General features: G+C 38.4%; 23 protein-coding genes. 12 read left to right on the top strand and 11 right to left on the bottom strand.

What is annotated here, in order from left to right; translation table 11 throughout:
• The first annotated feature begins 51 nt into the window (after positions 1 to 51).
• The 3 genes from RFH42_RS09930 (at position 52) to RFH42_RS09920 (ending at position 3,258) form a co-directional block, all read left to right on the top strand.
• Positions 52 to 1,353, top strand: coding sequence for an MFS transporter (locus RFH42_RS09930; RefSeq protein WP_308975433.1), 1,302 nt, complete (start codon positions 52 to 54; stop codon positions 1,351 to 1,353).
• A gap of 315 nt (positions 1,354 to 1,668) precedes the next feature.
• Positions 1,669 to 2,508: a shikimate dehydrogenase family protein gene (locus tag RFH42_RS09925; RefSeq protein WP_308975432.1), complete on the top strand. Its 840-nt coding sequence runs from the start codon at positions 1,669 to 1,671 to the stop codon at positions 2,506 to 2,508.
• A 9-nt stretch (positions 2,509 to 2,517) separates the two neighbouring features.
• Positions 2,518 to 3,258: an SDR family NAD(P)-dependent oxidoreductase gene (locus tag RFH42_RS09920; protein ID WP_308975431.1), complete on the top strand. Its 741-nt coding sequence runs from the start codon at positions 2,518 to 2,520 to the stop codon at positions 3,256 to 3,258.
• 78 nt (positions 3,259 to 3,336) lie between these two features.
• On the opposite strand, the gene RFH42_RS09915 is transcribed toward RFH42_RS09920, so the two are convergent.
• On the bottom strand, positions 3,337 to 4,023 hold the full coding sequence (locus tag RFH42_RS09915) for a GntR family transcriptional regulator (protein WP_308975430.1): 687 nt from the start codon (positions 4,021 to 4,023) through the stop codon (positions 3,337 to 3,339).
• Between the two features lie 685 nt (positions 4,024 to 4,708).
• On the opposite strand from RFH42_RS09915, the gene RFH42_RS09910 reads away from it, so the two are divergent.
• The 4 genes from RFH42_RS09910 (at position 4,709) to RFH42_RS09895 (ending at position 10,496) form a co-directional block, all read left to right on the top strand.
• Positions 4,709 to 5,857, top strand: a complete 1,149-nt coding sequence (locus RFH42_RS09910; protein ID WP_308975429.1) for an iron-containing alcohol dehydrogenase — start codon at positions 4,709 to 4,711, stop codon at positions 5,855 to 5,857.
• Positions 5,858 to 5,866: 9 nt separating this feature from the next.
• Positions 5,867 to 7,279: a sigma-54 interaction domain-containing protein gene (locus RFH42_RS09905; RefSeq protein WP_308975428.1), complete on the top strand. Its 1,413-nt coding sequence runs from the start codon at positions 5,867 to 5,869 to the stop codon at positions 7,277 to 7,279.
• A gap of 21 nt (positions 7,280 to 7,300) precedes the next feature.
• Entirely contained in the window at positions 7,301 to 8,743 is a 1,443-nt protein-coding gene (locus RFH42_RS09900; protein WP_308975427.1) for an NAD-dependent succinate-semialdehyde dehydrogenase, read from the top strand.
• Between the two features lie 490 nt (positions 8,744 to 9,233).
• Positions 9,234 to 10,496, top strand: coding sequence for a DcaP family trimeric outer membrane transporter (locus RFH42_RS09895; RefSeq protein ID WP_308975426.1), 1,263 nt, complete (start codon positions 9,234 to 9,236; stop codon positions 10,494 to 10,496).
• A gap of 85 nt (positions 10,497 to 10,581) precedes the next feature.
• Here the strand turns inward: RFH42_RS09895 and RFH42_RS09890 are convergent, their stop codons facing one another.
• The gene (locus RFH42_RS09890; protein ID WP_308975425.1) at positions 10,582 to 10,992 is read right to left on the bottom strand and encodes a DNA breaking-rejoining protein; all 411 of its coding nucleotides are present in this window, start codon (positions 10,990 to 10,992) and stop codon (positions 10,582 to 10,584) included.
• A 407-nt stretch (positions 10,993 to 11,399) separates the two neighbouring features.
• Between RFH42_RS09890 and RFH42_RS09885 the strand changes: the two genes are divergently transcribed.
• The 3 genes from RFH42_RS09885 to RFH42_RS09875 are packed head-to-tail and all read left to right on the top strand — an operon-like array spanning position 11,400 to position 13,530.
• Positions 11,400 to 12,080 carry a glutathione S-transferase family protein gene (locus tag RFH42_RS09885; RefSeq protein ID WP_308975424.1) on the top strand — a complete coding sequence of 227 codons (681 nt, stop codon included), beginning with the start codon at positions 11,400 to 11,402 and terminating at the stop codon, positions 12,078 to 12,080.
• Positions 12,077 to 12,844 carry an SDR family NAD(P)-dependent oxidoreductase gene (locus RFH42_RS09880; RefSeq protein ID WP_308975423.1) on the top strand — a complete coding sequence of 256 codons (768 nt, stop codon included), beginning with the start codon at positions 12,077 to 12,079 and terminating at the stop codon, positions 12,842 to 12,844. The genes RFH42_RS09885 and RFH42_RS09880 overlap by 4 nt, the downstream gene beginning before the upstream one ends.
• Entirely contained in the window at positions 12,844 to 13,530 is a 687-nt protein-coding gene (locus RFH42_RS09875) for an oxidoreductase (RefSeq protein WP_308975422.1), read from the top strand. Before RFH42_RS09880 ends, RFH42_RS09875 begins: the two co-directional genes overlap by 1 nt.
• A 59-nt stretch (positions 13,531 to 13,589) precedes the next feature.
• Here RFH42_RS09875 and RFH42_RS09870 read toward each other — a convergent pair whose 3' ends face one another.
• The 3 genes from RFH42_RS09870 to RFH42_RS09860 form a co-directional block, all read right to left on the bottom strand.
• Positions 13,590 to 14,429: a sterol desaturase family protein gene (locus RFH42_RS09870; RefSeq protein WP_308975421.1), complete on the bottom strand. Its 840-nt coding sequence runs from the start codon at positions 14,427 to 14,429 to the stop codon at positions 13,590 to 13,592.
• A 76-nt stretch (positions 14,430 to 14,505) separates the two neighbouring features.
• Positions 14,506 to 15,300: a helix-turn-helix transcriptional regulator gene (locus RFH42_RS09865; RefSeq protein WP_308975420.1), complete on the bottom strand. Its 795-nt coding sequence runs from the start codon at positions 15,298 to 15,300 to the stop codon at positions 14,506 to 14,508.
• A gap of 25 nt (positions 15,301 to 15,325) precedes the next feature.
• Positions 15,326 to 15,703, bottom strand: coding sequence for a DoxX-like family protein (locus RFH42_RS09860; protein WP_308975419.1), 378 nt, complete (start codon positions 15,701 to 15,703; stop codon positions 15,326 to 15,328).
• A 259-nt stretch (positions 15,704 to 15,962) separates the two neighbouring features.
• Between RFH42_RS09860 and RFH42_RS09855 the strand changes: the two genes are divergently transcribed.
• Positions 15,963 to 16,073 carry a hypothetical protein gene (locus RFH42_RS09855; RefSeq protein WP_308975450.1) on the top strand — a complete coding sequence of 37 codons (111 nt, stop codon included), beginning with the start codon at positions 15,963 to 15,965 and terminating at the stop codon, positions 16,071 to 16,073.
• Positions 16,074 to 16,271: 198 nt separating this feature from the next.
• Positions 16,272 to 17,189 (top strand): AEC family transporter, encoded by a 918-nt coding sequence (locus tag RFH42_RS09850; protein ID WP_308975418.1) that lies wholly within the window; start codon positions 16,272 to 16,274, stop codon positions 17,187 to 17,189.
• 74 nt (positions 17,190 to 17,263) lie between these two features.
• On the opposite strand, the gene pcaD is transcribed toward RFH42_RS09850, so the two are convergent.
• From pcaD to RFH42_RS09820, 6 genes are all read right to left on the bottom strand, one after another.
• A complete protein-coding gene (gene pcaD, locus RFH42_RS09845; RefSeq protein WP_308975417.1) occupies positions 17,264 to 18,043 on the bottom strand; it encodes a 3-oxoadipate enol-lactonase in 780 nt (259 codons plus the stop codon).
• A 15-nt stretch (positions 18,044 to 18,058) separates the two neighbouring features.
• Positions 18,059 to 19,273: a 3-oxoadipyl-CoA thiolase gene (gene pcaF / locus RFH42_RS09840; RefSeq protein WP_308975416.1), complete on the bottom strand. Its 1,215-nt coding sequence runs from the start codon at positions 19,271 to 19,273 to the stop codon at positions 18,059 to 18,061.
• Between the two features lie 136 nt (positions 19,274 to 19,409).
• Positions 19,410 to 20,066, bottom strand: a complete 657-nt coding sequence (locus RFH42_RS09835) for a 3-oxoacid CoA-transferase subunit B (protein ID WP_308975415.1) — start codon at positions 20,064 to 20,066, stop codon at positions 19,410 to 19,412.
• 14 nt (positions 20,067 to 20,080) lie between these two features.
• On the bottom strand, positions 20,081 to 20,755 hold the full coding sequence (locus tag RFH42_RS09830; RefSeq protein ID WP_308975414.1) for a 3-oxoacid CoA-transferase subunit A: 675 nt from the start codon (positions 20,753 to 20,755) through the stop codon (positions 20,081 to 20,083).
• A gap of 161 nt (positions 20,756 to 20,916) precedes the next feature.
• Complete coding sequence (gene catC, locus RFH42_RS09825) at positions 20,917 to 21,207, bottom strand: muconolactone Delta-isomerase (protein WP_308975413.1); 291 nt, start codon at positions 21,205 to 21,207, stop codon at positions 20,917 to 20,919.
• Between the two features lie 17 nt (positions 21,208 to 21,224).
• Complete coding sequence (locus RFH42_RS09820; protein WP_308975412.1) at positions 21,225 to 22,334, bottom strand: muconate/chloromuconate family cycloisomerase; 1,110 nt, start codon at positions 22,332 to 22,334, stop codon at positions 21,225 to 21,227.
• Positions 22,335 to 22,463 lie beyond the last annotated feature (129 nt).

The following is a 22,463-nucleotide window of genomic DNA, read 5'->3' as shown; positions in this document are numbered from 1 at the left end:
GCCAGAGTATGGATTTGATCACAAATTAAGAGAAATCGCATAAGGATATATATGAATCAACCTATAGAGAATGTAAGTAAATCTACGGCTGATGTGCCTGTAATGGATGCGGCACGTAAAAAGTCACTGATGGCCAGTGGTGTAGGTAACCTTTTAGAATGGTATGACTGGACGATCTATGCTGTCGCATCGGTATATATTGCCTCTGCATTATTTGACAAAGCCGATCCTACTTCTGCTTTATTAAGTACCTTGGCAGTTTTTGCTGTAGGTTTTATTTCACGCCCTTTTGGTGGTTTTATTTTTGGACCATTAGCCGACAAAATTGGTCGACGTAATGTATTGATGATCACCATGCTGCTTATGGCTGGGGCCAGTATTGTCATCGCCTTGATTCCAAGTTTTGAAAAAATTGGCTATTGGGCATCTTTAATTTTGGTCTTGGCACGTTTGGTGCAAGGTTTTGCTCATGGTGGTGAAACGACGACATCATATGCTTATGTTTCTGAAATCGCACCACCCAAGCGTCGTGGTCTTTGGTCCAGTACTGTATTTTTTGCCGTAGGTTTAGGTTCTTTAACCGCAACGTTGTTCCTTGCGCTTTTGACTTCAGTGATTCCTAAAGAGGATATGTATGATTGGGGCTGGCGTATTCCATTCTTATTGGGCGGTGTACTGGCATTCTTTGCGCTTTATTTGCGTCGCAATATGATGGAGAGTGAGCATGTTGAAAAAATGCAACAAGATGACACACCAGCATGGCCATTATCTAAATTTCTTAAAACTGGAATTAAACTATTTTTCTACGAGGCAGGTTCTACACTGACCTATTATATTTGGGTAACTGTCTGCGCAATCTATGCAATTAATCATCTTAAAATGGATCCACATGATGCTTTTGTCATGAGCTGTTTAGCACAAGTGGTTTATTTGATTTGTTTACCTATTCAAGGTTGGTTGTCGGACATTATTGGTCGTAAAACCAGTACATTAATTTCTTTCGGTGGTTCGATGGTGTTTTTATTCCCACTTTGGGGATTGCTATCAAGTGAACCTTGGACCTTATTTGTAGCACAAGCGGTTGGTTTGGTTTTTGTTGGATTCCTGACGGCAAGTAAGCCAGCGGCGATGTCTGAGCAAATTCCTACACGCTATCGTACTAAATTGTTTGGTATTTTTATGTCGCTTTCAATCGCCGTGTTTGGTGGTACAGCGTCATATGTAAATACTTGGTTGTATGCAAATCAATTAGAGTCACTGTTTAATGTTTATGCTGTGATTGTGTGTATTGTGGCAATCGCTGTAGTACTGACTTGGAAAGATAACAAAGGGATTGATTTAGATAAAGTTTAAGTGCGCTGTAAGGAAAGTCTGCGTTTAAGGATGAACGAAGGGCTTTCTGTTGGGGGAATCTATTCGGGTATTTAGATAGATTCAATCCTCCGAGGCTGTTGATATTTCAAACGTACCCATTCGTCACTGAAATATCAACAGGCTCTTTTTTATTGTTGATAGATCGATTTGCTTTAAATCATTATGAATTTATTAATGCAAAGCAATGACATATGAAATGCCATACATCTTGATGAGATGAAATTAATACAGCAGAAGTGTTTGAAATTTAGCGTTAATTTAAAGCGTGACAATATAACCTTGAGGAGAGTGGAAATGAGTGATGTTAAACAACCTATTACAGGTAAAACTAAAATCATTCCAATATTGGCTGATCCAATCGCACATGTTGAAACCCCACGCATTATGAATATGTTGTTGCGTAAGGCGAATTATGATGCTGTTTGTGTGCCATTTCAGGTTGCTGCAGAAGATCTCAGCCAATGTGTGCAGAGTCTAAAGCTAATTCCAACTATTGCTGGGGCTGTAGTCACTGTTCCACATAAAATGACCATGGCTGAGCTCACTCAAGTGAAAGGATCTCAAGCACAAATTATTGGTGCAGTAAATGCGGTTCGCTTTGATCAACAACGTCAGATTCATGGTGAAATGTTTGATGGTAAAGGCTTTGTTCAAGGTTTAATTCATAACGATGTTCAGGTAGATGCAAATTTAAAAGTATATATGGCAGGTGCTGGTGGTGTGGCAAGAGGTATTGCTTTTGCCTTGTTGGAACGTGGTGTGAAAACCTTACGCGTTCATAACCGTACTCAAGATAAAGCTGAAGAATTGGTTAAAGCACTACGTGCGTATGCACCAGATGCCGATATTACTGCTGTAGATGAAAATGCCGTAGATGTTGATTTATGTATCAATGCAACTTCCGCAGGTATGTTGGGGGCATTAGAACATGTTTTACCTTTTAGCATTGATCAGCTCGGGCAAGGTGCTTGTGTTGCAGAGGTGGTTATGAATCCACCCAAGACACAATTGTTATTACAAGCTGAAAGTAAAGGCATGAAAACTGTACCAGGTCAGGCCATGCTGATGGCACAGATTGGTCAATTGGCTGCTTTTATTTTAGATGAGCCTGAACTTGCACTTATTCGTTTATAGGATATAAAAATGTTTAATTTTCAAGGAAAAACAGTGTTAATTACCGGTGCTTCAGGTGGTATCGCTGTGAGTTGTATTCAAAAGTTATATGCAGCAGGCGCACAGCTCGTTTTGTCTGATTTAAATCTTGAAGCATTGCAAAAATTTTCGGCACAACTTGATCCTAGCGGTGAGCGAGTGTTGGCTTTAGCACAAGATGTATCTGATTCTGCTCAGGCAGTTGCAGTTGTAAATGCTGCAGTGGAGCGTTTTGGTGGTATTGATATTTTAATTCCATGTGCTGGTTTGTATTTAGAGCGCCCATTAAAAGACATCTCAGATCAAGAATGGTCTAAAGTGACAGCAGTGAATTTGGATGGTGTATTTTATACTATTCGTGCTGCTATTCCTCATTTACGTACTGGCGCTGCAATTGTCAATGTTGCATCTATGGCTGGACATAAAGGGAGTTTAAATCACGCACATTATGCGGCATCGAAAGGTGCAGTATTAAATTTAACACGTACCTTGGCGCTTGAGTTGGCACCTCATATTCGTGTGAATAATGTATCGCCAGGGCTAATTGATACTCCAATGATTCGCCAGTTAATGCAAGAAAAAGGCGATGGATTGTTGCAGCAAACGCCATTGCATCGTTTGGGAAGTGCCGATGAAGTTGCAGATGCAGTACTTTATTTAGCTTCTGATTTTGCAAGCTTTATCACTGGTGAAACGCTACACGTAAATGGTGGCTTATATATTGCGAGTTAAGTTGTTTTTAAAACAGTACTTCCCAATCATAAAAAACGCTCAATAAAGAGCGTTTTTTATTGCATAGTATTGTTTAGTTTAGAGCGTATTTGGATTTAAACGACGTTTATAATTGACTACTGCCGCTTGTCCAGCATCTAATAGGTGCTGATCATTATGTGCGCAGGCTTGTTCTATATCTTCTGCCAATGTTGCATCAAAAATAAGTTTTAAATCTTCATAACCACGTTTGACACGGTCTTCATAAACAAATGCGAAGTGTTTAAACAAGCCAACACGTGCTTGAATTTTTAGAATCATTTCTTCAAGTACATTATTTTTCGCCCCTTTAAGGAGGATATCGTAAAATTTATCTTTATATTCCCAGCGTTGATCTACCGAGCCATTTAGGAATTTCTCATCTAAATTTTGATATAAATCATGTAATTCTTTTTTATCCTCAGCATTGGCATTTTTGATGAATAACTCAATCATAAAGCTTTCAACTTTGGCACGAACTAAATATAAATTGATGATGTCTGTTTCAGTGAGCTTAGTCACAATCGGACCTTGTAGAGGAACAACACTAATCAAGTGTTCACTTTCTAATAAGCGTAATACTTCACGAATGACTGTACGAGAAACCCCATAACGTTCACATAAAGCACTTTCGACAAGACGGTCACCTGGCATAAAGAAACCATCTAAGATATCTCGCTTTAATAGCGTGGTAACTTGCTGCCGAATCGGTGCAGCTTGACGTTGAACTTGAAGCTTTTCAGACATTGGTGAACCATGGGATATTAAAGATCGTAATATTATAATATAGGTAGATATATTTTGTTGGTATATATATCGCTAAAGTGTTGCTAAGTCGTTAAATTATCAAAATTATTTTATAGATTCACTTACTTTTTTTTACATAAAATTCATCTTTAATGTGATGAAAATTATCCTGATTTTTAAATTAATTTATTAAAGATTTCTTTTTCTACAATGGGGCCAAATTTCTCACTTTTTAAACAACTTATTTTGCTGTTTTTTACGCAATTAGTGCTCAAAATAAAGACGAAATGATTCCATTTAATGATTAGAAAATAAATATTTTTTCCTGAAAGTTATTTGGTGATGAATAAATTCATAGGTGGTTTTAATTATGAGGAAAAAATTCATATAATACCGTATTACACCTTATGTGGTGTTTTTATTAAGTTTATATAATTCATATTGTTATGTTGTTTTTTAAAGGTTGGCATGGATTTTGTATCTATAGGTATGTGATGATTTTTTTCGTTAGACCTAGAGAAGTTAAAAAGGATTTTAGTGGGACAATGCGTTTATGTGATCTCTTTTACTTAACCGTGAAAGGGAGGGGCTAAACACACTCACCAACGACAATGAACAGAAGTTCATTATAGACAACAGGTAAACCAAGTTGATTTATACGTTCAGGTAAAATAAAGGATTAGTTATGGGATTTTCTACATTTAAAAGTGCGAATAAACTGATTACTGGTCAGACGGCACTTGAGTATTTATTACCAGCGATAACGCAGTTTAATATTAAAAAACCACTCATTATTAGTGATCAAGGGGTGGTGAAATCTGGAACAATTTTACATGTGTTGAATTTACTTAATGTTGAATATTCAATTTATGATGCTGTAAAACCAGAGCCAGAATTAGAACAAGTCCAAGATTGTATTGAGTTTTATCATCAGCATCAAAATGATGCTGTCATTGCAGTTGGCGGAGGAAGCGCACTCGACATTGCTAAATGTGTTGCGGCACTTGCAGGGCAATCAGGTCATGTCCGTGACTTTGTTGGGACGGATAAAATTGGTGGTCGTGATATTGCTTTAATTGTTATTCCAACGACTTCGGGTACGGGGTCAGAAGTCACCAATATTGCGATTTTATCTGATACAAAAAATCAAATGAAACAAGGTATTGTTAGTGATTTCCTTTTACCAGATGTGGCAATTGTTTCTCCACTGATGTCGGTTAGTTGTCCAGCTACAGTGACTGCGGCAAGTGGGGTAGATGCCTTAGTTCATGCCATTGAAGCATATATTTCAGTTAATCATAGTGATATTACCGATGCTTTAGCCCTACAAGCGATAGCCTTAATCGTAGAATATTTACCTCAAGCTTATGCCTTACCTTCAAATCTAATTGCACGTGAAAAAATGGCCACAGCAAGCCTTATGGCTGGGCTGGCTTTTGGTAATGCGGGTGTAGGTGCAGTGCATGCTTTGGCATATCCACTTGGTGGAAAATATAAAATGGCGCATGGTGTGAGTAATGCACTCATGTTGCCCTACGTCTTAAAGTGGAATGTGATTGGTTGTGCTGAGCGTTTAAGTAATATAGCCAAGGTGTTGAAGCTTGGTCAAAGTCATTTACATACAGAAAATGCAGAAAAATTGGTGGAGTTTTTACACAAATTTTGTCGCCAATTGAATATACCTGCAAGTTTGCGTGATTTTTCCATTCAGGAGGAAGATCTACCTGCATTGGCAGCAGAAGCAATCAAAGTGGAGCGTTTATTAAAAAATAACCCTCGGCAGCTTAGCGTGGATGATATCGAAGCGATTTATCGTGAAGCTTATGCTGCGTAGGGGTAAAAAATGACCGTGGATCAAGTGATTGCATTAATGAAAGGCGAAAATGATTATTTTGAACTGATCACTCAAGATGGTCGTTCAATTTTTGATGTGGAGCCAATTCGTTCCTTAATTCATGCAATTCAAGATGGTATTTATATTACAGATGCCCATGCTGTGACAGTGGCTGTGAATGATGCGTATGAGCGTATCACTGGATTAAAACGTGAAATTTTAATTGGTCGCTATATGGGTGACTTAGTGAAGATGGGGTATTTATCTAACTCCGCTTCACTTGAGGTGATTAAACGACAAGAAGTCGTCACTTTAGTTCAGACAATTCATGGTTCCCAGAAAATTTTGGTGACAGGCAGCCCTGTTTTTGATCGCAATAATCAGTTGATTTGTATTGTAACGAGTGTACGTGACATTACTGAATTGCTTCGAGCTAAACATGCGCAGGAGCAGTTAGATAATTTATTTCGTACTCAGGCACAGTACAAGATTAATCATTTTGCACATGATTTAATTATTTCACGTGAAACACAACGTGTTTTTGATCTTGCCAATAATGTAGCTAAGTTCAATAGCAAGGTCTTGTTACGTGGTGAGACTGGGACAGGGAAATCCAAATTAGCGCGCTATATTCATCATATTAGTCCTCGGTCTGAGCATGCTTTTCTAGAATTAAACTGCTCTGGGATTCCAGATAATTTACTTGAAATTGAATTGTTTGGTTATGTGTCTGGAGCATTTACTGGCGCTTCAAGTAAAGGGAAAAAAGGACTATTAGAAATTGCACATAAGGGCACACTATTTCTAGATGAAATTGGAGATTTGCCTTTAAGTATGCAAGTAAAACTTCTAAAAGTTATCGAAGAAAACCGTTTTTTACCTGTGGGCTCAACAGAGTTTAAAGAGGTTGATATTCGTATTATTTCTGCCACTCACCGTAAATTAGAAGAGATGGTGGAAAGAGGTGAGTTCCGTGAAGATCTATTCTATCGAATTAATGTGATTGATTTGGAGCTTCCACCACTTCGTCAAAGACGTGGTGAAATTTTGCCTTTGGTACATCAATATCAAAATCGATTTAATGAGAAATACCAACTAAATAAAAGTGTTAGTCCTGAAGTGATTGAGGCACTGAGCCAATATGATTGGCCGGGAAATATACGTGAATTACTCAATGTGTTGGAACGGATGTTAGTCAGCAGTCAGGCGAATGAAATTGGTCTGCAAGATTTACCTAAGCACTTGGCAATACAGCGTCAAGTCGAACCGCTGACCTTGAGTTTGAAAGAGCGTGTCCAAGCCTTTGAGTGTGAGCTGATTTCAGCAGCTTTAAAGCAATATGGTTCGACACGTGCAACAGCAAAAGCACTGGGTGTTGAGCAATCAACTTTGGTGAAAAAAATTGCTCGTTTTAAGCAATAAATGATGAACTAGGAAAGAATGATGGATATTACGCAATTTTCAGTTTTTGAAAACAGATGTTTAGTGAATGGTGAATGGTTAAGTGCTGAAGAAACGCTGGCAGTCACCAATCCTTTAGATCAGTCTGTAATTACTACTGTGCCTGTACTCTCTGAGCAAGTCATTGAACAAGCAATTGTCGATGCAAATATTGCACAGAAAAAGTGGAAAGAGATTGCGCCAAATGAACGTAGTCGATTATTACGTTGCTGGTTTGATTTATTGATGCAGCATCAAGATGAGCTTGCTGCGATTATGACTGTAGAGCAAGGCAAGCCCTTGAAAGAAGCGAAGGGTGAAATCGCTTATGCTGCAAGTTATATTGAATGGTTTAGTGAAGAAGCCAAACGTGCTTATGGTGACATTATTCCATCTGCTGCCAACAGCGAAATTTTTGTCTTTAAAGAGGCAATTGGGGTATGTGCAGCGATTACGCCTTGGAATTTTCCTGCAGCAATGATTACCCGTAAAGTTGCACCAGCATTGGCAGCAGGTTGTTCTATTTTGGTTAAACCTGCATCTGAAACACCATTAACAGCCTTGGCTATAGCCAAACTTGCTGAACAGGCAGGCTTTCCTAAAGGCGTATTTAATGTCATTACGGGCTCCTCAACTAAAATTGGGCAAATTTTTACGCAAAGCCCGATTGTTAAAAAATTAAGTTTTACTGGTTCGACTGAAATTGGTGCCAAATTAATGGCACAAAGTGCGCCAACAGTGAAAAAACTGTCTTTAGAGCTTGGTGGAAATGCACCCGTATTGGTATTTAATTCAGCCAATCTTGACCAAGCAGTTCAAGGGGTTATGGATACTAAATTTCGTAATGCTGGACAAACTTGTGTTTGTGCAAACCGAATTTATGTACAAAGCGAAATTTACGATGCCTTTGTAGATAAGTTAAAGAGCCAAGTTGAAAAAATGAAGATGGGCAATGGCTTAGATGCAGACACTGACATTGGACCTCTGATTAACCGTAAGGCTGTGGCAAAAGTTGAAGAGCATATTGCGGATGCACTAAGTAAAGGTGCAGTTTTAGTCACTGGGAAAACAGAAAATACAGAAGGTAATTGGTGTGTACCAACTTTAGTTAAAGATGTGACGCAACAAATGTTATGTGCAAAGGAAGAAACCTTTGGACCATTTGCACCAATTTTTAAGTTTGAAACAGAAGAACAAGTCATCGAAATGTCGAATGACACGGAATTTGGTTTGGCGTCGTATGTATTTACACAAGATATCAATCAATTTATTCGTGTTTCTCGTGGCTTAGAGTACGGCATGGTCGGTGTGAATACTGGCTTAATTTCTAATGCTGCTGCGCCTTTTGGTGGGGTGAAAGCATCAGGGATTGGTCGTGAAGGGTCTAAATATGGCATGGATGAATATTTAGAGATGAAATACGTCTGCCTAGGGAACATTCAATAATTTGAATGTCGTAACAACTTTACATTGATGTAATGAATCGAAATTCACGACACATCAATGCTGTTTAATGTTGGCTTTTCCAACAATGGAGTAGGCAGTGAATTGATGAGAATCATCACTGCCGTGCATGATTTTACAGCTTGAACAATGGAGGTGTTCTTAACTGTATTTACTTCAATGTGTAGGGAATAAATCTTTTTTAGGAAGGTTCGATTACTAAATAACGGGTGTTATTTGGAGTGACAACTCGAGCAAGGATTTAATCTAGGAATAGATGACTACACGTTGTAAATCACGATTTATTTTATGTTTGTAATTGCCTTACTTTGTTTGAAGATCTTGATGTACTGAAAAAACGAGGGGTCGTTTTTAGTATCGAGTAATCTTCAAGCAAGGTAGCAATTTCTATCATCATTCACGCTTAAAGCTCAATTTTCGACTCAATTACTTGAGCCGAATAGGGAAACTCATGTTTAAAAAAGGATCAATCATGAACTTTAAAATGAAACACATTGCATTTTTTATGGCATTTCTACCTTTAAATCAAGTAGTTGCTGGAGGGGTTGAAAGTCGACTCGAAGTATTAGAAGCTAAATTTAACAAACTTGAACAGCAACGTGTTGAAGATGTTCAGCAAGTGCAACAATTACAGGAAACGACACAAAAACAGGCCAAGAAGGCAAGTGTATATAGTGATACCGATATTAAATTTTACGGTATTGTTCGTGTAGATGGGGCTGTGGATTTTAAAGATACTGCTTCTCCTCAGTTTGTCAGTGGACAAATTCCATCGGTGGATTCTACCCCCGCGGGTAATCGTTCAGCATTTACCATTACAGCGACACGTTTGGGGATGGACTTAGCAAAAAATATAAAAGGGACCGATGTTAAAGCCAAAATTGAAATGGATTTTTGGGATGGTTTAGAGGGGAATGGTAAATTACGCTTACGTCATGCTTATATTGATTTTAATAACTGGTTGATTGGTCAAACCGTTTCGAACATGAGTAACTTAGAGACTTTAACAGAGAGTGTAGATTACACATTGTTTATGGGGTATTCATGGACACGTTTACCACAGGTTCGTTATAACTTTAACTTAGCTCCAGCACATAATGTAAAAGTTGCTGCTGAATATGTTGATACACGTGCATCTGAGTTACCAGCAGTCACTGCTAAATATGTGTATAACAAAGATGATTTAACATTGGTTACGCAAGGTTTTGCACATGAAAAGCGTGCTACTTTAAAAGTTGATGGACAAGAAAAAGATATTGATAAATGGGGCTGGGGTGTTGGTCTTGGGGTTAAATATAAACTTTCACCAATCAATTCAGTCCAAGCGCATGTATATCATGTAGAGGGGGATCAGAAATTTGTTTCTTATACTCAGCAAAATGGCAGTATGGTAAATGGCTATAGTTCAGGTGGCGACTTTAGTGTTAATAAACAACAAAATGATCTTGATCAAAATAAGGTAAACACTTATGTCTTGGGTTATTCGCATAAGTTGTCTGATCAATGGCGTACCAATTTTGCTGCTTCCCTCATAGACTTTGATGATTCAACAAGTTACGCTCGTAACAATCCAAAGATGAATAAACAGTTATCAGACATTTCTGCCAATATTTTCTATACTCCACTTCAAAATATTGATGTTGGACTAGAATATCATCATGGTGAACGTAAACAATTTGATGGTAAATCCTTTGATATTTCACGTGTTAACTTTGTAACTACTTACAAATTCTAAGCGATTTAAACTCAGCTCAGAGTACGAGTGTTCTGAGCTGAGTAAAAGTTATGAGTACAAATAAAACGACTTTGCATGAGAAAGCTTAATCATAGTCAACGACACTGAGGTTAAGATTATATTTTACCGTGCCTCCACGTCGTGCTGAATTTCTCATTTGATAAATCTGAATAGTGTAAGCGCCAGTTTTGGGCAAAATAATATCACCAGAGGTGCTGTCACGGTATAAGGCTTCAGCGCTTCCTGGACGGTCACCAGGGCTATAGATGTTGATTTTTGCTAAATTATTTGTACTTGTTATATTAAATGATAAAAGTTGATCTGCTTTGGCATACAGTGTGTATTGAATACTGTCATAACCCGTTAATTTGTCATTTAACTGACTGCCAGTTGATCCTTTATTAAAACTTATTTGTTTTTCAATAACTTTTGCACAAATGTCGTTGCTTGAAAGCATGGCTATGCCAATACAAATTGCACTAAACACTTTTTTCATTTAACTGATGATCATGTGAGTATTAATGAGTTTTAGTGTAATTGATGTCTATGATTTAACAAAGATCAATCTCACGAGTTATTACACCTGACAGTGTGGTTGAGGACATTTTAAATTATGCCCATGTGAAATGTGGATAAGTTAAAAATTATACACAAGGGCAAAGTTGTTGCACCTATATCTATTTAGGGTGCCAGTGGTCATATCAGGCCAATATGCATGATTTAGCTTTAGATAGAATTGACAATAATACATTATCTCTCTATTTTCTTATAAAGTTCCTTTTTAGAACTAATTGGTTTAACGCGATCACTTTATCAGTAATAAAAGCCAAGTAAATTAAATCGAGTAAAGAACCTTTACTGTCATATCAAACTGTTCAAGAAAATAATCAAGAGAGTAGATTTATGAGTTCAGTCGTACTACATCAGTGGGAAATATCACCTTTTTGTCAAAAGGTTAGTCGGATGTTGCGGTTTAAAGGGATTGATTTTGAAACAATAAATTATAATGGTTTGTTGGCAGGTAAGGTGCCTTTGTTGAGTAAAGTAGGAAAAGTCCCTGTATTAGATATTGATGGCCAACGAATTCAAGACAGTACACGAATTGCACGTTATTTGGATCAAGCTTATCCAGATTTACCTCTTTTATACCCTACAGATGTATTTGCCAAAGCTCAGGTTGAACTCTGGGAGGATTGGGCAGATGAATTACTCTATTTTTATGAAATTTATTTTCGAGTGAGCGATCCTAAAGGGTTTGATCAAGTGGTTGAAATTGCGGCAAAAGGACGTCCTGCTTATGAGCAAATATTAATGAAGCCCATGTTAAAAGCAACGTTGAATATGCAAATTAAAATGCAGGGTGTTGGACGTATGGCAAAAGAAGATATTGAAGCTGAGTTTGAACGACACTTAGCACGCATTGAGCTGTGTTTGACACCAACAGGATGGTTGGTTGGTGAGAATCAAACAGTTGCGGATATTGCTGTTGGCTCACAATTATTTGAAGTTATGCGTACTAATGAAAAATGGGCTAAAAAAATTCAGGCTTATCCTCATATTCAACAATGGATTCAATTGTTATGAATAAATCGAAGTTACAGCAAAGCGGTCAAATTCAGTCTGTGATTGTATTTGGTGTGGGGGCTGAACAAGGCATTGGTGCTGCTGTTTGCCGCCGATTTGCGCAAGCACCTTATAAGCTTTATGTTGTGGGACGCACTGAAAATAAAGTTCAACGCGTTGTACAACATATTAATCAACAAGGTGGGCATGCAGTTGCCCACATTATTGATGCAGAAAACAGGGATGAGGTTGAGGCTTTATTTACTCGTATTCGTCAGCAACAAGAGTATTTGGCCACAGTGATTCACAATGTTGGTGGCAATATTCCTTCGTTATTTTTAAATACTCGCCTTGAGTTTTTTAATCGAATGTGGCGCTCTACATTTTTATCTGCTTTTGTTGTAGCACAAAGCAGTCTGGATATATTTAAACAGCAACAAAGTGGCACTTTAATTTTTACTGGAGCGAGTGCTTCAATGCGTGCTAAACCCTATTTCACTGCATTTAGTATGGGAAAGTTTGCTTTAAGACATTATGTACTTCATTTAGCAGAGCAATATCGCGCAGCACAGATCCATATCGCACATGTTGTCATTGACGGAATGGTAGATGGAGATCGTGTAAATAAGGCTCTTTGGGGGCTTGGTCGCTTACTACGTTTAACACGTGGTACTGGTGGTCTAAATGTTGAGGCCATTGCTGAAAATTATTGGATGTTACATCAACAAACAGTGGCATTTTGGACACATGAATTAGATTTACGGCCTTATCGGGAGCAGTTTTAATGCGAAAGTTAATCTCTCGTTTAATGGAGCGTGCAGGGTTGAAAAATACTCAAGCATGTCTAGTGTTGGTTGGTAATGATCTTGAAATGTTGAGTCAATATTTGCAAGAAAAACCATACGAGCAACAACACACAATTTTTCAGATCATCGCAGATGATACGATGAATACTCTGCCCACTATTTCAAATCGAGTGGGTGTGCAGCAGTTGCACTTAAATTTAAATAATACACATTTGGTGAATACATTTTTCACTCACCTTAGCAAGCTGGGATACCGTATTGATCTCTGTATTTTTCAGACTACATGGCAGATGGATCAATCTACAATTTCACCTATACAGCAGTTACAGTATGATTGGCAAAAGTATGCGCTAACAACAATTACTGTTGCTCAAGCAACAATACGACAAATGTTATTTAAATCACGAGGGACATTGGTTTTTCTAGCTGGGGGACAATGTGTTCGACCAGAAGATGATTTTATCCAACAAAGTATACAGTCGAGTATACAAGCGATGGCACAATCACTGGCAAGAGAATTTCAACCCAAAGGAATTCATGTTGTATATTGCGCTTTGACAAAGTGGAGTGCTACCGACGCTGTGTTCATGCAAGAAGTAAGTCGGATGTGTTGGCATCTCCACCAACAACCAAATTCAACGTGGAGTCAGGAACTACGTATTTAAAAAAAAGGAAGTAATAAGCTTACTTCCTTAAATATTGCGAAGATTATATGAGGGCCGATTTATGGATTAAAAGGCCATTTGAGTTGCCCTATATATTGATTGGGAATTGGATTACGGACACCTACTTTGTTGGCTGCAACTTTATTTGTTTCATAATAGAAAGTTTTAAATAAAATATCCCAAAAAATAAATACCTCACCAAAATTTTTACGACCAAAGCCATGTTTATGATGTAGTCGGTGTACCTCAGCGACAGCAAAAATATATTTAAATATGCTAGCACGATAATCTACATTAGCGTGCTGGAAAAATAGATGTACAGCCATGAGCATCATCCAACCTGCAATCAATTGGCTTGGAGCACCACAGAGTGTTAAAACAATCAGGCTTGGGCCCGCCAAAATGAGGGCACTCAATGGATGTCTTTTCTCAGCATTAAGCCAGTATAGCCGACTTGATTGGTGGTGAATGGCGTGGAGTTTCCACAAAAACTTATATTTGTGGCTTATATAATGCATCAGCCATAAACCAAAATCGATCACTAAGCCAACAATGAGCAGTTGCCAATACCAAGCCAATTGATCAGGCCAAAGGCGCGGGAAAAAACGAAATATATTAAGATACTCAATGAAATAGGCTACAGAAACAATTAAAATTAAATTGAAAATGGCATGAATAATATCCGTAAGCGTATCTTGGTGTGATTCAAGCCAATCGACTTGATATGGTAAATAACGTTCAGCTAAAGCAATAACAGCACCACTGGCTAAAATTAATAATATGGCAGTAGGCCAATAGGGCATAGATTTATTTAGGATCAGCAGGGTTATATAGAGTGTAAACAGCATAGAGAGTGGATAAAGCAAATAACGTAATGCAGTTTTAAAGAGAATAGACATGATTACTCCAATCGTCATATAGCCATTGAGTATGTGCATGCCACGATTTAAAAACTTGAACGAAAACGCTAGATTGTTAAATGAATGATGGATGAGGGAGTAATAAATCTAGCGGCTCAATTTCAGAAATGAATCTAAGCAGAGAGGGTTGAATTCCAAACATTTGTTTGCAGGTGCGGCTGAAATGTGCCTGATCAGAAAAATGCCCTTGATGTGCAATATCAGTCAATTTCAAGTTCTGATCAACAGATTGTAAGGTTTGAATTAAGCGTAACCATTTACGATAACTCCGATAGGAAATACCGTAAGCATCACTGAACCAGTGACTAAAACGGCTTGTGGAAAGACTAAGCGTTTGCGCCATATCTTGTACACTTAGGTCAGCATGTATATTGTTTTTAAGATAATGTCTTAGGTGCTGCTGACGACTTGATAGAACAGGAGTAGCCATATGTTGGTTAAAAAAAATAATAAGCTGTTCAAAGGCATGTAATATGGTGTGTTGTTTTATAAAATAATGTCTAAGTAAATGAATGAGCTCTGCAGTGAGCTCAGTAATGTTTGTGGTTGGAGCTAAATAATTATTAATTAAATCGGCCAGAAAATGTGTTTGATCAATATAAATTGAGCAATACTGTCCAGCTAAAAGTTGATGTTCAGTATTAGCTGCAATATAAACACCATGGTATTCTTGCGTCTGTCCAGCAGCAGAAATACGCACGACATCTGTACTTTGTTGAGGAAAACTCAGTTGATGAGCATGATGACGATGAGGTTGATTATCACCCGATATACCTGAAAAGTACCCAATACCATAGCCGAGTGCTATTCTGCCAGTCCAGTATTTTGCAGCAATTGTTGGCATGCTCATAATAAAGATACAACCTATTTTAGCTTTAAGGCACTTTGGGCCATAATTGCAAAGCGATCCAAGATAAACTGATCATAGCGATATTCATAACGACCGGGTTAAAGGCACGAATGAGAGTATCGGGGATGACAAAACCAATAAGTATTAATAAAAAGAATAATCCAACCATGCTTAGATAATGCAAAAATTTATGAGATACACACAGAAAAAGTAGTCCAAAAATCATTTCTATTACACCACTGAACTGACCTAACGAGACAGCATGATTTGTGGAAAACCCAATCCATTGCCATACAGCAATCTCATCAGGACTGGTAAAAATAAGTTTTGGAATGAGCCCTTGATAACACCAAAGGGCAGCAAGTATAAGATGGATATATTTTATAATTTTTACATTAGTCATGGCAGGAGCATTTAAAGTTTTGCAAATCATGGTGAAATGAGTGTAATCGATTCATTATTTTTCATGTATTAAAAAATAAAAAATAGGGTAGTGTTATTCAAATAAACCAATATGGGCATATATAAACTTGGTGAACTATTTTTATAACAGTTAGGTTGATAAGATCTAATCTGTTATATTTTTTTAAAACAAATCTGTGTCTATGATTTTATTCATAATGATCCAAAATAACCCTATATCTAAAGTCTAGAGGATAAGTCTGAGTATGTTAAACAAAAAAAATAAAGCCAGTTTTGTATTTTTTATTATTACACTGTATGCCTTTATTGGTTTTGGGATTGGTTATATTATTTGGGAATATTTTATGTGATTGTGACTGATCATCTAAGATTGGGTTGTATTATTTTCAATAAACATGCTATTTATTGCCTATTAAAGTTTCGATTACAGCAACAATATTTTTAGATCATTGATGCTTTTCCAGGATGTATGGCCGCAATTCGTTATTCTCTAGTGTGTTCAACTTCATGAGAGCTAGAATGAGGTCAGGTTGCTACAGGCCAATTCTATGTTTCAGCTTATGGGAATATTTTTCCCATCAATTATACTGATTGCTTTAGGTTTTTATTTAAATAAAACCAAGGTGCTAGAGCTGAACTTTTGGAATGGTGCTGAAAAACTTAATTATTATATTTTATTTCCTTCGTTATTATTTCTTTCTTTAGCAAAAGCCAATACTCAGATTTCACAAATGTCAGTGGTATTGGGAATTATTTTTGCCTTAATGTTTTTGATTGTCAGTACCATATATCTGATCGCACGATTACGACATACCCCAACAGCAAGGGTTGGTGTTTATGTTCAGAGCTTGGTACGCTTTAACACTTATATTGGCCTATCCATTGCTACAACACTGAATCATCCTGAAGTTAAAAGTTTACTGATTAATATATTAGCGATTGCAATTCCTGTTGTTAATGTGGTTTCAATTTTATCTTTAACGCCGCGACAATATTTAAAGTTTAAAAATATTCTTATTTCACTTATTAAAAATCCATTGATCAGTTCATGTTTATTAGGCATGGCGGTTAATTATTTAGACATTCCGATTTGGAGCGGCTTTGAAAGCGTACTGAATATATTTTCTAGTAGTAGTTTGATGCTGGGTTTATTGTGTGTGGGTGCTGCGATTCAATTGCAAGAGATTAGACAGCATTTGGGCCGTGCTCTGAATATGAGTGTGTTACGTTTACTGTTATTGCCAGCAGTTGTCTTTACAATTACATATGTGATGGGGCTAGGGCAGGCAGAAACCATGGCTTTGATGATTTTCTTTGCAATTCCCACAGCATCTTCTGCTTATGTATTAACAAAAATTTTGCAGGGTGATTATTCACTTATGGCTGGGGTGATTAGTTTACAAACAGCCTTATCTGCAATTACTTTGCCTTTGCTCTTATTGTTGTTAATGCAGTATTTTTATTAACCTCACAGCAAATGACTGTTTTTTTCAGCTATAAAAAAGGAGCACCAAAGTACTCCTTATTTGTGGGGATATTCTTAAGCTGTAATAAAATTTTCAACTGCACTGTTAAATGCTGTAGGGCATTCAATATTCGAAATATGAGATGCTGCAATTTCAAACAGTTGGCTGCCTGGGATAGCATCAAGCATGTGTTTACCATCATCTACTGTTGTTACTGGATCAAATTGACCTGCAATAATTAATACTGGCACAGTAATGCTTTTAATATCTTCACGTAAATCAGCCTTAGCCAAAGCCTCGCAACAACTTGCATAGCCCTCTGCGCTGCCAGCTGCCAGATGTTGACTTAAAAGTTCGACAGTTGTGGCTTGGCCTTGGATAAAGCTTTCTGTAAACCAACGTGATGCTGCTGTTGCTGCAATTTGAGAGAGGCCTTGTTCGCGAACCAATTTGGCACGATCTAACCAAGCCATTTCTAAACCAATTTTGGCAGCAGTATTACAGATAATCACGTGGTGGAAACGTTGAGGGTAATGAACAGCTAGCCATTGACCCGTTAGGCCGCCCATAGAGATACCACAGAAGTTTGCACGTTGAACACCCAAGTGATCGAGTAGTGCAATGACATCTTGACCTAATTGTTCAAGACGGTACGGGCCCTCTGGGGCAGAAGATTGGCCATGACCACGGGTGTCATAGCAAATCACATAATAGTGTTTTTGAAAATGTTCAATCTGTGCTTGCCACATGCTGTAATTGGTTCCCAAAGAATTAGAAAACACAATTGCAGGTTGTTTTGGGTCACCAAAAGTTTGGTAGTTAATTTGAACATCTTGTTGCTGAAACGATGGCATATACAACTCCTGAGCTTAAACTGACTCAACACGTTCAATAATTAATGCAATTCCTTGACCTACACCAATACACATTGAGCATAGCGCAAAGCGTCCTTGGGTAGCTTCAAGTTGGTTGAGTGCAGTTGTGACCAAACGGGCACCAGAAGCGCCGAGTGGGTGGCCGAGTGCGATTGCGCCACCATTAGGATTAACCTTAGGACTGTCATCTGGTAAGCCGAGATCACGAGTAACAGCAAGTGCTTGTGCTGCAAAGGCTTCATTGAGCTCAATCACATCCATTTGATCAATTGTCATATTGGCTTGAGCTAAAAGTTTTTTAATTGCTGGTGCAGGCGCAAAACCCATAATTCGCGGTTCAATGCCAACAGTTGTTGCTGCAATGATTTTAGCTCGTGGTTTGAGTTGGTGTTGTTTTAAAGCATCTTCTGAGGCAATGAGTAAGGCCGCTGCACCATCATTAATTCCTGATGCATTGCCAGCAGTAACAGAGCCTTCAGGTTTTACTACAGCTTTTAATTTGTTTAAACCTTCAAGTGTGGTTGATGCACGAGGATGTTCATCCGCGCTGATGACAATAGCTTCACCTTTGCGCTGTGGAATTGTTACAGCAACAATTTCTTGTTGGAAGAACCCAGCTTGTTGTGCTGCAGCGGTGCGTTGTTGGCTGTTATATGCAAATAAATCTTGGTCAGCACGAGAAATGTTAAATTGTTCGGCAACATTTTCTGCTGTTTGTGGCATGGTGTCGACACCATGTAAGTTTTTTAGTGCAGGGTTAACAAAGCGCCACCCCATAGTGGTATCTTCTATTTTTTGACTACGACCAAAAGCACTATCAGATTTCCCCATAACATAAGGTGCGCGAGACATCGACTCAACACCACCTGCAATAATGAGATCTGCTTCACCAGCTTTAATTGCACGAGCTGCCATTGCAATGGCATCTAATGATGAACCACAAAGACGGTTGACTGTTGTCGCTGGAACTTCTACAGGTAAGCCTGCTAATAGTGCAGACATACGTCCTACGTTACGGTTATCTTCACCTGCTTGATTGGCACAACCATAAATTACATCATCAACCAGTGACCATTTTACCGATGGATTTCTTTCCATCAGTGCTTTAATGGGAAGAGCACCTAAGTCATCTGCACGTACAGCAGCTAATCCACCAGCATAACGACCAAATGGGGTACGAATTGCATCGACGATATAAGCATGTTTCATCTATATTTCCTTATTTATTCGTCATGATCTTTTAGAGATTTCCAGCTTTTTCTAGTAAAAACTGGCAAAAATCTGTTCTTTCAATGTACTCAGAAGGATGCTTTTAGCCCCCTATATAGGGGGCTAAAGGGGAGATTTATACTTTGTTTTCCATTGGGAGCAACGTTGCACCAGTCATGCTTTGTAATTCTTCAAAGCTGAGACCTTCTACCATTTCAAGAACTTTTAAGCCTTCGGCAGTGACATCAATAACACATAGGTCTGTATAAATACGGTCTACACATTTTTGACCCGTCACTGGGTAGCTAAGTTCTGCAACAATTTTAGGTTCCCCAGATTTAGTGACATGATCAGTCGTAACAAAGACTTTCTTTGCACCGACAGCGAGATCCATTGCACCACCTACTGCTGGAATAGCATCTGGTGCACCTGTGTGCCAGTTTGCCAAATCACCATTGGCTGCAATTTGAAATGCACCAAGTACGCAGATATCAAGATGCCCACCGCGCATCATGGCAAATGAATCACCATGATGGAAAAAAGCACCACCTGTTAGCATGGTGACATATTCTTTGCCTGCATTAATGAGTTCAGGATCTTCCTGACCTTTTTCAGGAGGTGGGCCAAAGGCCAATAAACCATTTTCAGAATGTAAAAATACGTCTTTATCGCTTGGAAGATATTTAGAAATTTTTGTTGGTAAACCAATCCCAAGGTTGACATAGGCACCATCAGGAATGTCTTGTGCAACACGTTCAGCGATTTGATCACGGCTTAGTTTGCTATAGCTCATACAGTTACTCCTACTTAAGCCTGAGTTGGGTTCACTTGAACCACGTGTTGGACAAAAATCCCAGGGGTAATAATATGTTCAGGATCAAGCGCACCCAGTTCAACAATTTGAGAGACTTGAGCAATAGTACAATCTGCAGCCATAGCCATAATTGGGCCAAAATTACGTGCAGCTTTGCGGTAAATTAAATTGCCCCAACGGTCACCTTGTTCAGCTTTAATCAAAGCAAAGTCAGCTCGAATTGGATTTTCAAGCACATAATCTTTGCCTTCATAGTGCATGGTTGGTTTGCCTTCAGCTAGCAAAGTCCCAAACCCTGTTGGTGTGTAGATTGGGCCAAGTCCCATACCTGCAGCTTGAATACGGCATGCCAAGTTACCTTGTGGCACTAATTCAAGTTCGATTTTTCCAGCTCGATAGAGCTCGTCAAATACCCATGAATCTGACTGACGTGGGAAAGAACAGATGATTTTACGGACAGCCCCTGCTTTTAAAAGCTTCGCTAGGCCATAATCGCCATTACCCGCATTATTGTTGATAATAACTAAGTCCTTGACCCCAAGTTCAATCAAACCATCAATAAGTTCAGCGGGCTGACCTGCTGTACCAAAACCACCAATCATAACGGTGGCGCCATCTTTAATGGCGGATAAGACGTTGATTAAAGACCCTGTGCTTTTATCAATCATGTTGCATCCCCGAAGTAGTCCGAATTTTTATGCACAGCCATCGATTTCCTGATGGGGGATAATCCATGGCTGTGCATAACCATCCTAAGTGATGAAGCTACAAGGAATATCAAATTTCTTGTAGCTGAGGTGATTCGTATTATTGGCAATTTAAATTGCGATTAACGATCATCTTCACGAATAGAAGACGGGTGGCGATTTAAAGCCATAACTTCAATATTCATGTATGGATAAAGAGGTAAACCTTGCAAGATGTTATGCAATTCTTCATTGCTTTCTACATCAAAAATACTGATGTTGGAGTATTGGCCAGTAATACGCCAGATGTGACGCCATTTACCTTGACGTTGTAAATCTTGTGAATAAGCTTTTTCAACAGCTTTAATTTGATTTGCTTGTTCAACTGGCATATCAAGTGGGATGTTTACATCCATGCGAACTTGAAACAACATAGGGGGTATTCCTTTAGTTATTTACGACGTAGGTTGTCAATTTTATCGAGATCCAATTCAATACCTAGACCCGGGGTAGTTGGTACAGCGAGTTCAAATTGTTGGTATTGAAGCGGGGTTTTTAAAATTTCTTCGGTTAATAATAATGGGCCGAATAATTCAGTGCCATAAGCTAAATTTTCAAAAGTAGTGCATACATGTGCAGAGGCCATTGTTCCAACAGGACCTTCTAGCATAGTACCTCCATATAGGTCGATACCTGCTAAGTTTGCTATTTTGGCAACTTCACATGCTTCAACTAAACCACCAGATTGAGCAACTTTTACAGCAAAGACAGATGCTGCATTGCGGCGAGCAAGCTGATAAGCACTATTTGGTCCCATTAATGATTCGTCAGCCATGATAGCAATATCAAAGCGTTCTGTGAGACGTTGCATGGCATCAATATTATCAATTGCACACGGTTGTTCAATAAGATCTACGCCACCATCTTGTAGCAGTTGAATTCCCTGTACTGCCTGACGTTCAGACCATGCACGGTTTACATCAACACGAATAGAAACGTCAGCGCCAAGTGCTTTTTTAATCGCTAACACATGTTCAACATCTTGTTGTAATGGACGTGAACCAATTTTGAGTTTAAAGATATTGTGTCGTTTTAACTCAACCATCTTTTGTGCTTCTGCAATATCTTTTTCAGTATTACCAGAAGCGAGTACCCAGAGTACTGGAACGCGATCACGCAGACGGCCACCAAGTAGTTCACTGAGGGGAAGATTTAAACGTTGAGCTTGAATATCAAGTAAAGCTGTTTGGATTGCACATTTGGCAAAGCGGTTACCATTGATTTGCTTTTTAATATGTTGCATAGTCTGAGCAAAATTTAGCCCAGACAAACTTTTTAGCAACGGTGCTAAGTAAGTTTCAATATTGGTTTTGACGCTTTCAGGACTTTCCTCTCCATAGCCTAAACCGCCAATTGTGGTCGCTTCACCCCAACCGACAAATCCATCATTACTGGTAACTTTGACCAAAACAAGGGTTTGAGTCTGCATTGTTGCCACCGCCATTTTATGTGGACGGATGGTCGGAATTTCAACAAGCAGTGTTTCTACTGATTTATACATCCTAATATTCTTCAACAGTGAACTCTTTATATACCCTAAAATAATGTAATATCTTAAACTAGTGGAAAAATGGTATTTTTACATACTTATCAAGTATATTATGGGGTGTCTGGATGGAGGAAAGATAAA

Source organism: Acinetobacter rudis (genome assembly GCF_031157835.1).
GTDB classification, from domain to species: Bacteria; Pseudomonadota; Gammaproteobacteria; order Pseudomonadales; family Moraxellaceae; genus Acinetobacter; species Acinetobacter rudis_A.
This window is presented reverse-complemented; position numbering and strand designations above follow the sequence as displayed.

Bases quoted from the DNA above. Each gene is read 5' to 3' on its own strand.
- RFH42_RS09930 (WP_308975433.1), top strand. From the start codon at position 52: ATGAATCAACCTATAGAGAATGTAAGTAAATCTACGGCTGATGTGCCT.
- RFH42_RS09925 (WP_308975432.1), top strand. From the start codon at position 1,669: ATGAGTGATGTTAAACAACCTATTACAGGTAAAACTAAAATCATTCCA.
- RFH42_RS09920 (WP_308975431.1), top strand. From the start codon at position 2,518: ATGTTTAATTTTCAAGGAAAAACAGTGTTAATTACCGGTGCTTCAGGT.
- RFH42_RS09915 (WP_308975430.1), bottom strand. From the start codon at position 4,023: ATGTCTGAAAAGCTTCAAGTTCAACGTCAAGCTGCACCGATTCGGCAG.
- RFH42_RS09910 (WP_308975429.1), top strand. From the start codon at position 4,709: ATGGGATTTTCTACATTTAAAAGTGCGAATAAACTGATTACTGGTCAG.
- RFH42_RS09905 (WP_308975428.1), top strand. From the start codon at position 5,867: ATGACCGTGGATCAAGTGATTGCATTAATGAAAGGCGAAAATGATTAT.
- RFH42_RS09900 (WP_308975427.1), top strand. From the start codon at position 7,301: ATGGATATTACGCAATTTTCAGTTTTTGAAAACAGATGTTTAGTGAAT.
- RFH42_RS09895 (WP_308975426.1), top strand. From the start codon at position 9,234: ATGAACTTTAAAATGAAACACATTGCATTTTTTATGGCATTTCTACCT.
- RFH42_RS09890 (WP_308975425.1), bottom strand. From the start codon at position 10,992: ATGAAAAAAGTGTTTAGTGCAATTTGTATTGGCATAGCCATGCTTTCA.
- RFH42_RS09885 (WP_308975424.1), top strand. From the start codon at position 11,400: ATGAGTTCAGTCGTACTACATCAGTGGGAAATATCACCTTTTTGTCAA.
- RFH42_RS09880 (WP_308975423.1), top strand. From the start codon at position 12,077: ATGAATAAATCGAAGTTACAGCAAAGCGGTCAAATTCAGTCTGTGATT.
- RFH42_RS09875 (WP_308975422.1), top strand. From the start codon at position 12,844: ATGCGAAAGTTAATCTCTCGTTTAATGGAGCGTGCAGGGTTGAAAAAT.
- RFH42_RS09870 (WP_308975421.1), bottom strand. From the start codon at position 14,429: ATGTCTATTCTCTTTAAAACTGCATTACGTTATTTGCTTTATCCACTC.
- RFH42_RS09865 (WP_308975420.1), bottom strand. From the start codon at position 15,300: ATGAGCATGCCAACAATTGCTGCAAAATACTGGACTGGCAGAATAGCA.
- RFH42_RS09860 (WP_308975419.1), bottom strand. From the start codon at position 15,703: ATGACTAATGTAAAAATTATAAAATATATCCATCTTATACTTGCTGCC.
- RFH42_RS09850 (WP_308975418.1), top strand. From the start codon at position 16,272: ATGTTTCAGCTTATGGGAATATTTTTCCCATCAATTATACTGATTGCT.
- pcaD (WP_308975417.1), bottom strand. From the start codon at position 18,043: ATGCCATCGTTTCAGCAACAAGATGTTCAAATTAACTACCAAACTTTT.
- pcaF (WP_308975416.1), bottom strand. From the start codon at position 19,273: ATGAAACATGCTTATATCGTCGATGCAATTCGTACCCCATTTGGTCGT.
- RFH42_RS09835 (WP_308975415.1), bottom strand. From the start codon at position 20,066: ATGAGCTATAGCAAACTAAGCCGTGATCAAATCGCTGAACGTGTTGCA.
- RFH42_RS09830 (WP_308975414.1), bottom strand. From the start codon at position 20,755: ATGATTGATAAAAGCACAGGGTCTTTAATCAACGTCTTATCCGCCATT.
- catC (WP_308975413.1), bottom strand. From the start codon at position 21,207: ATGTTGTTTCAAGTTCGCATGGATGTAAACATCCCACTTGATATGCCA.
- RFH42_RS09820 (WP_308975412.1), bottom strand. From the start codon at position 22,334: ATGTATAAATCAGTAGAAACACTGCTTGTTGAAATTCCGACCATCCGT.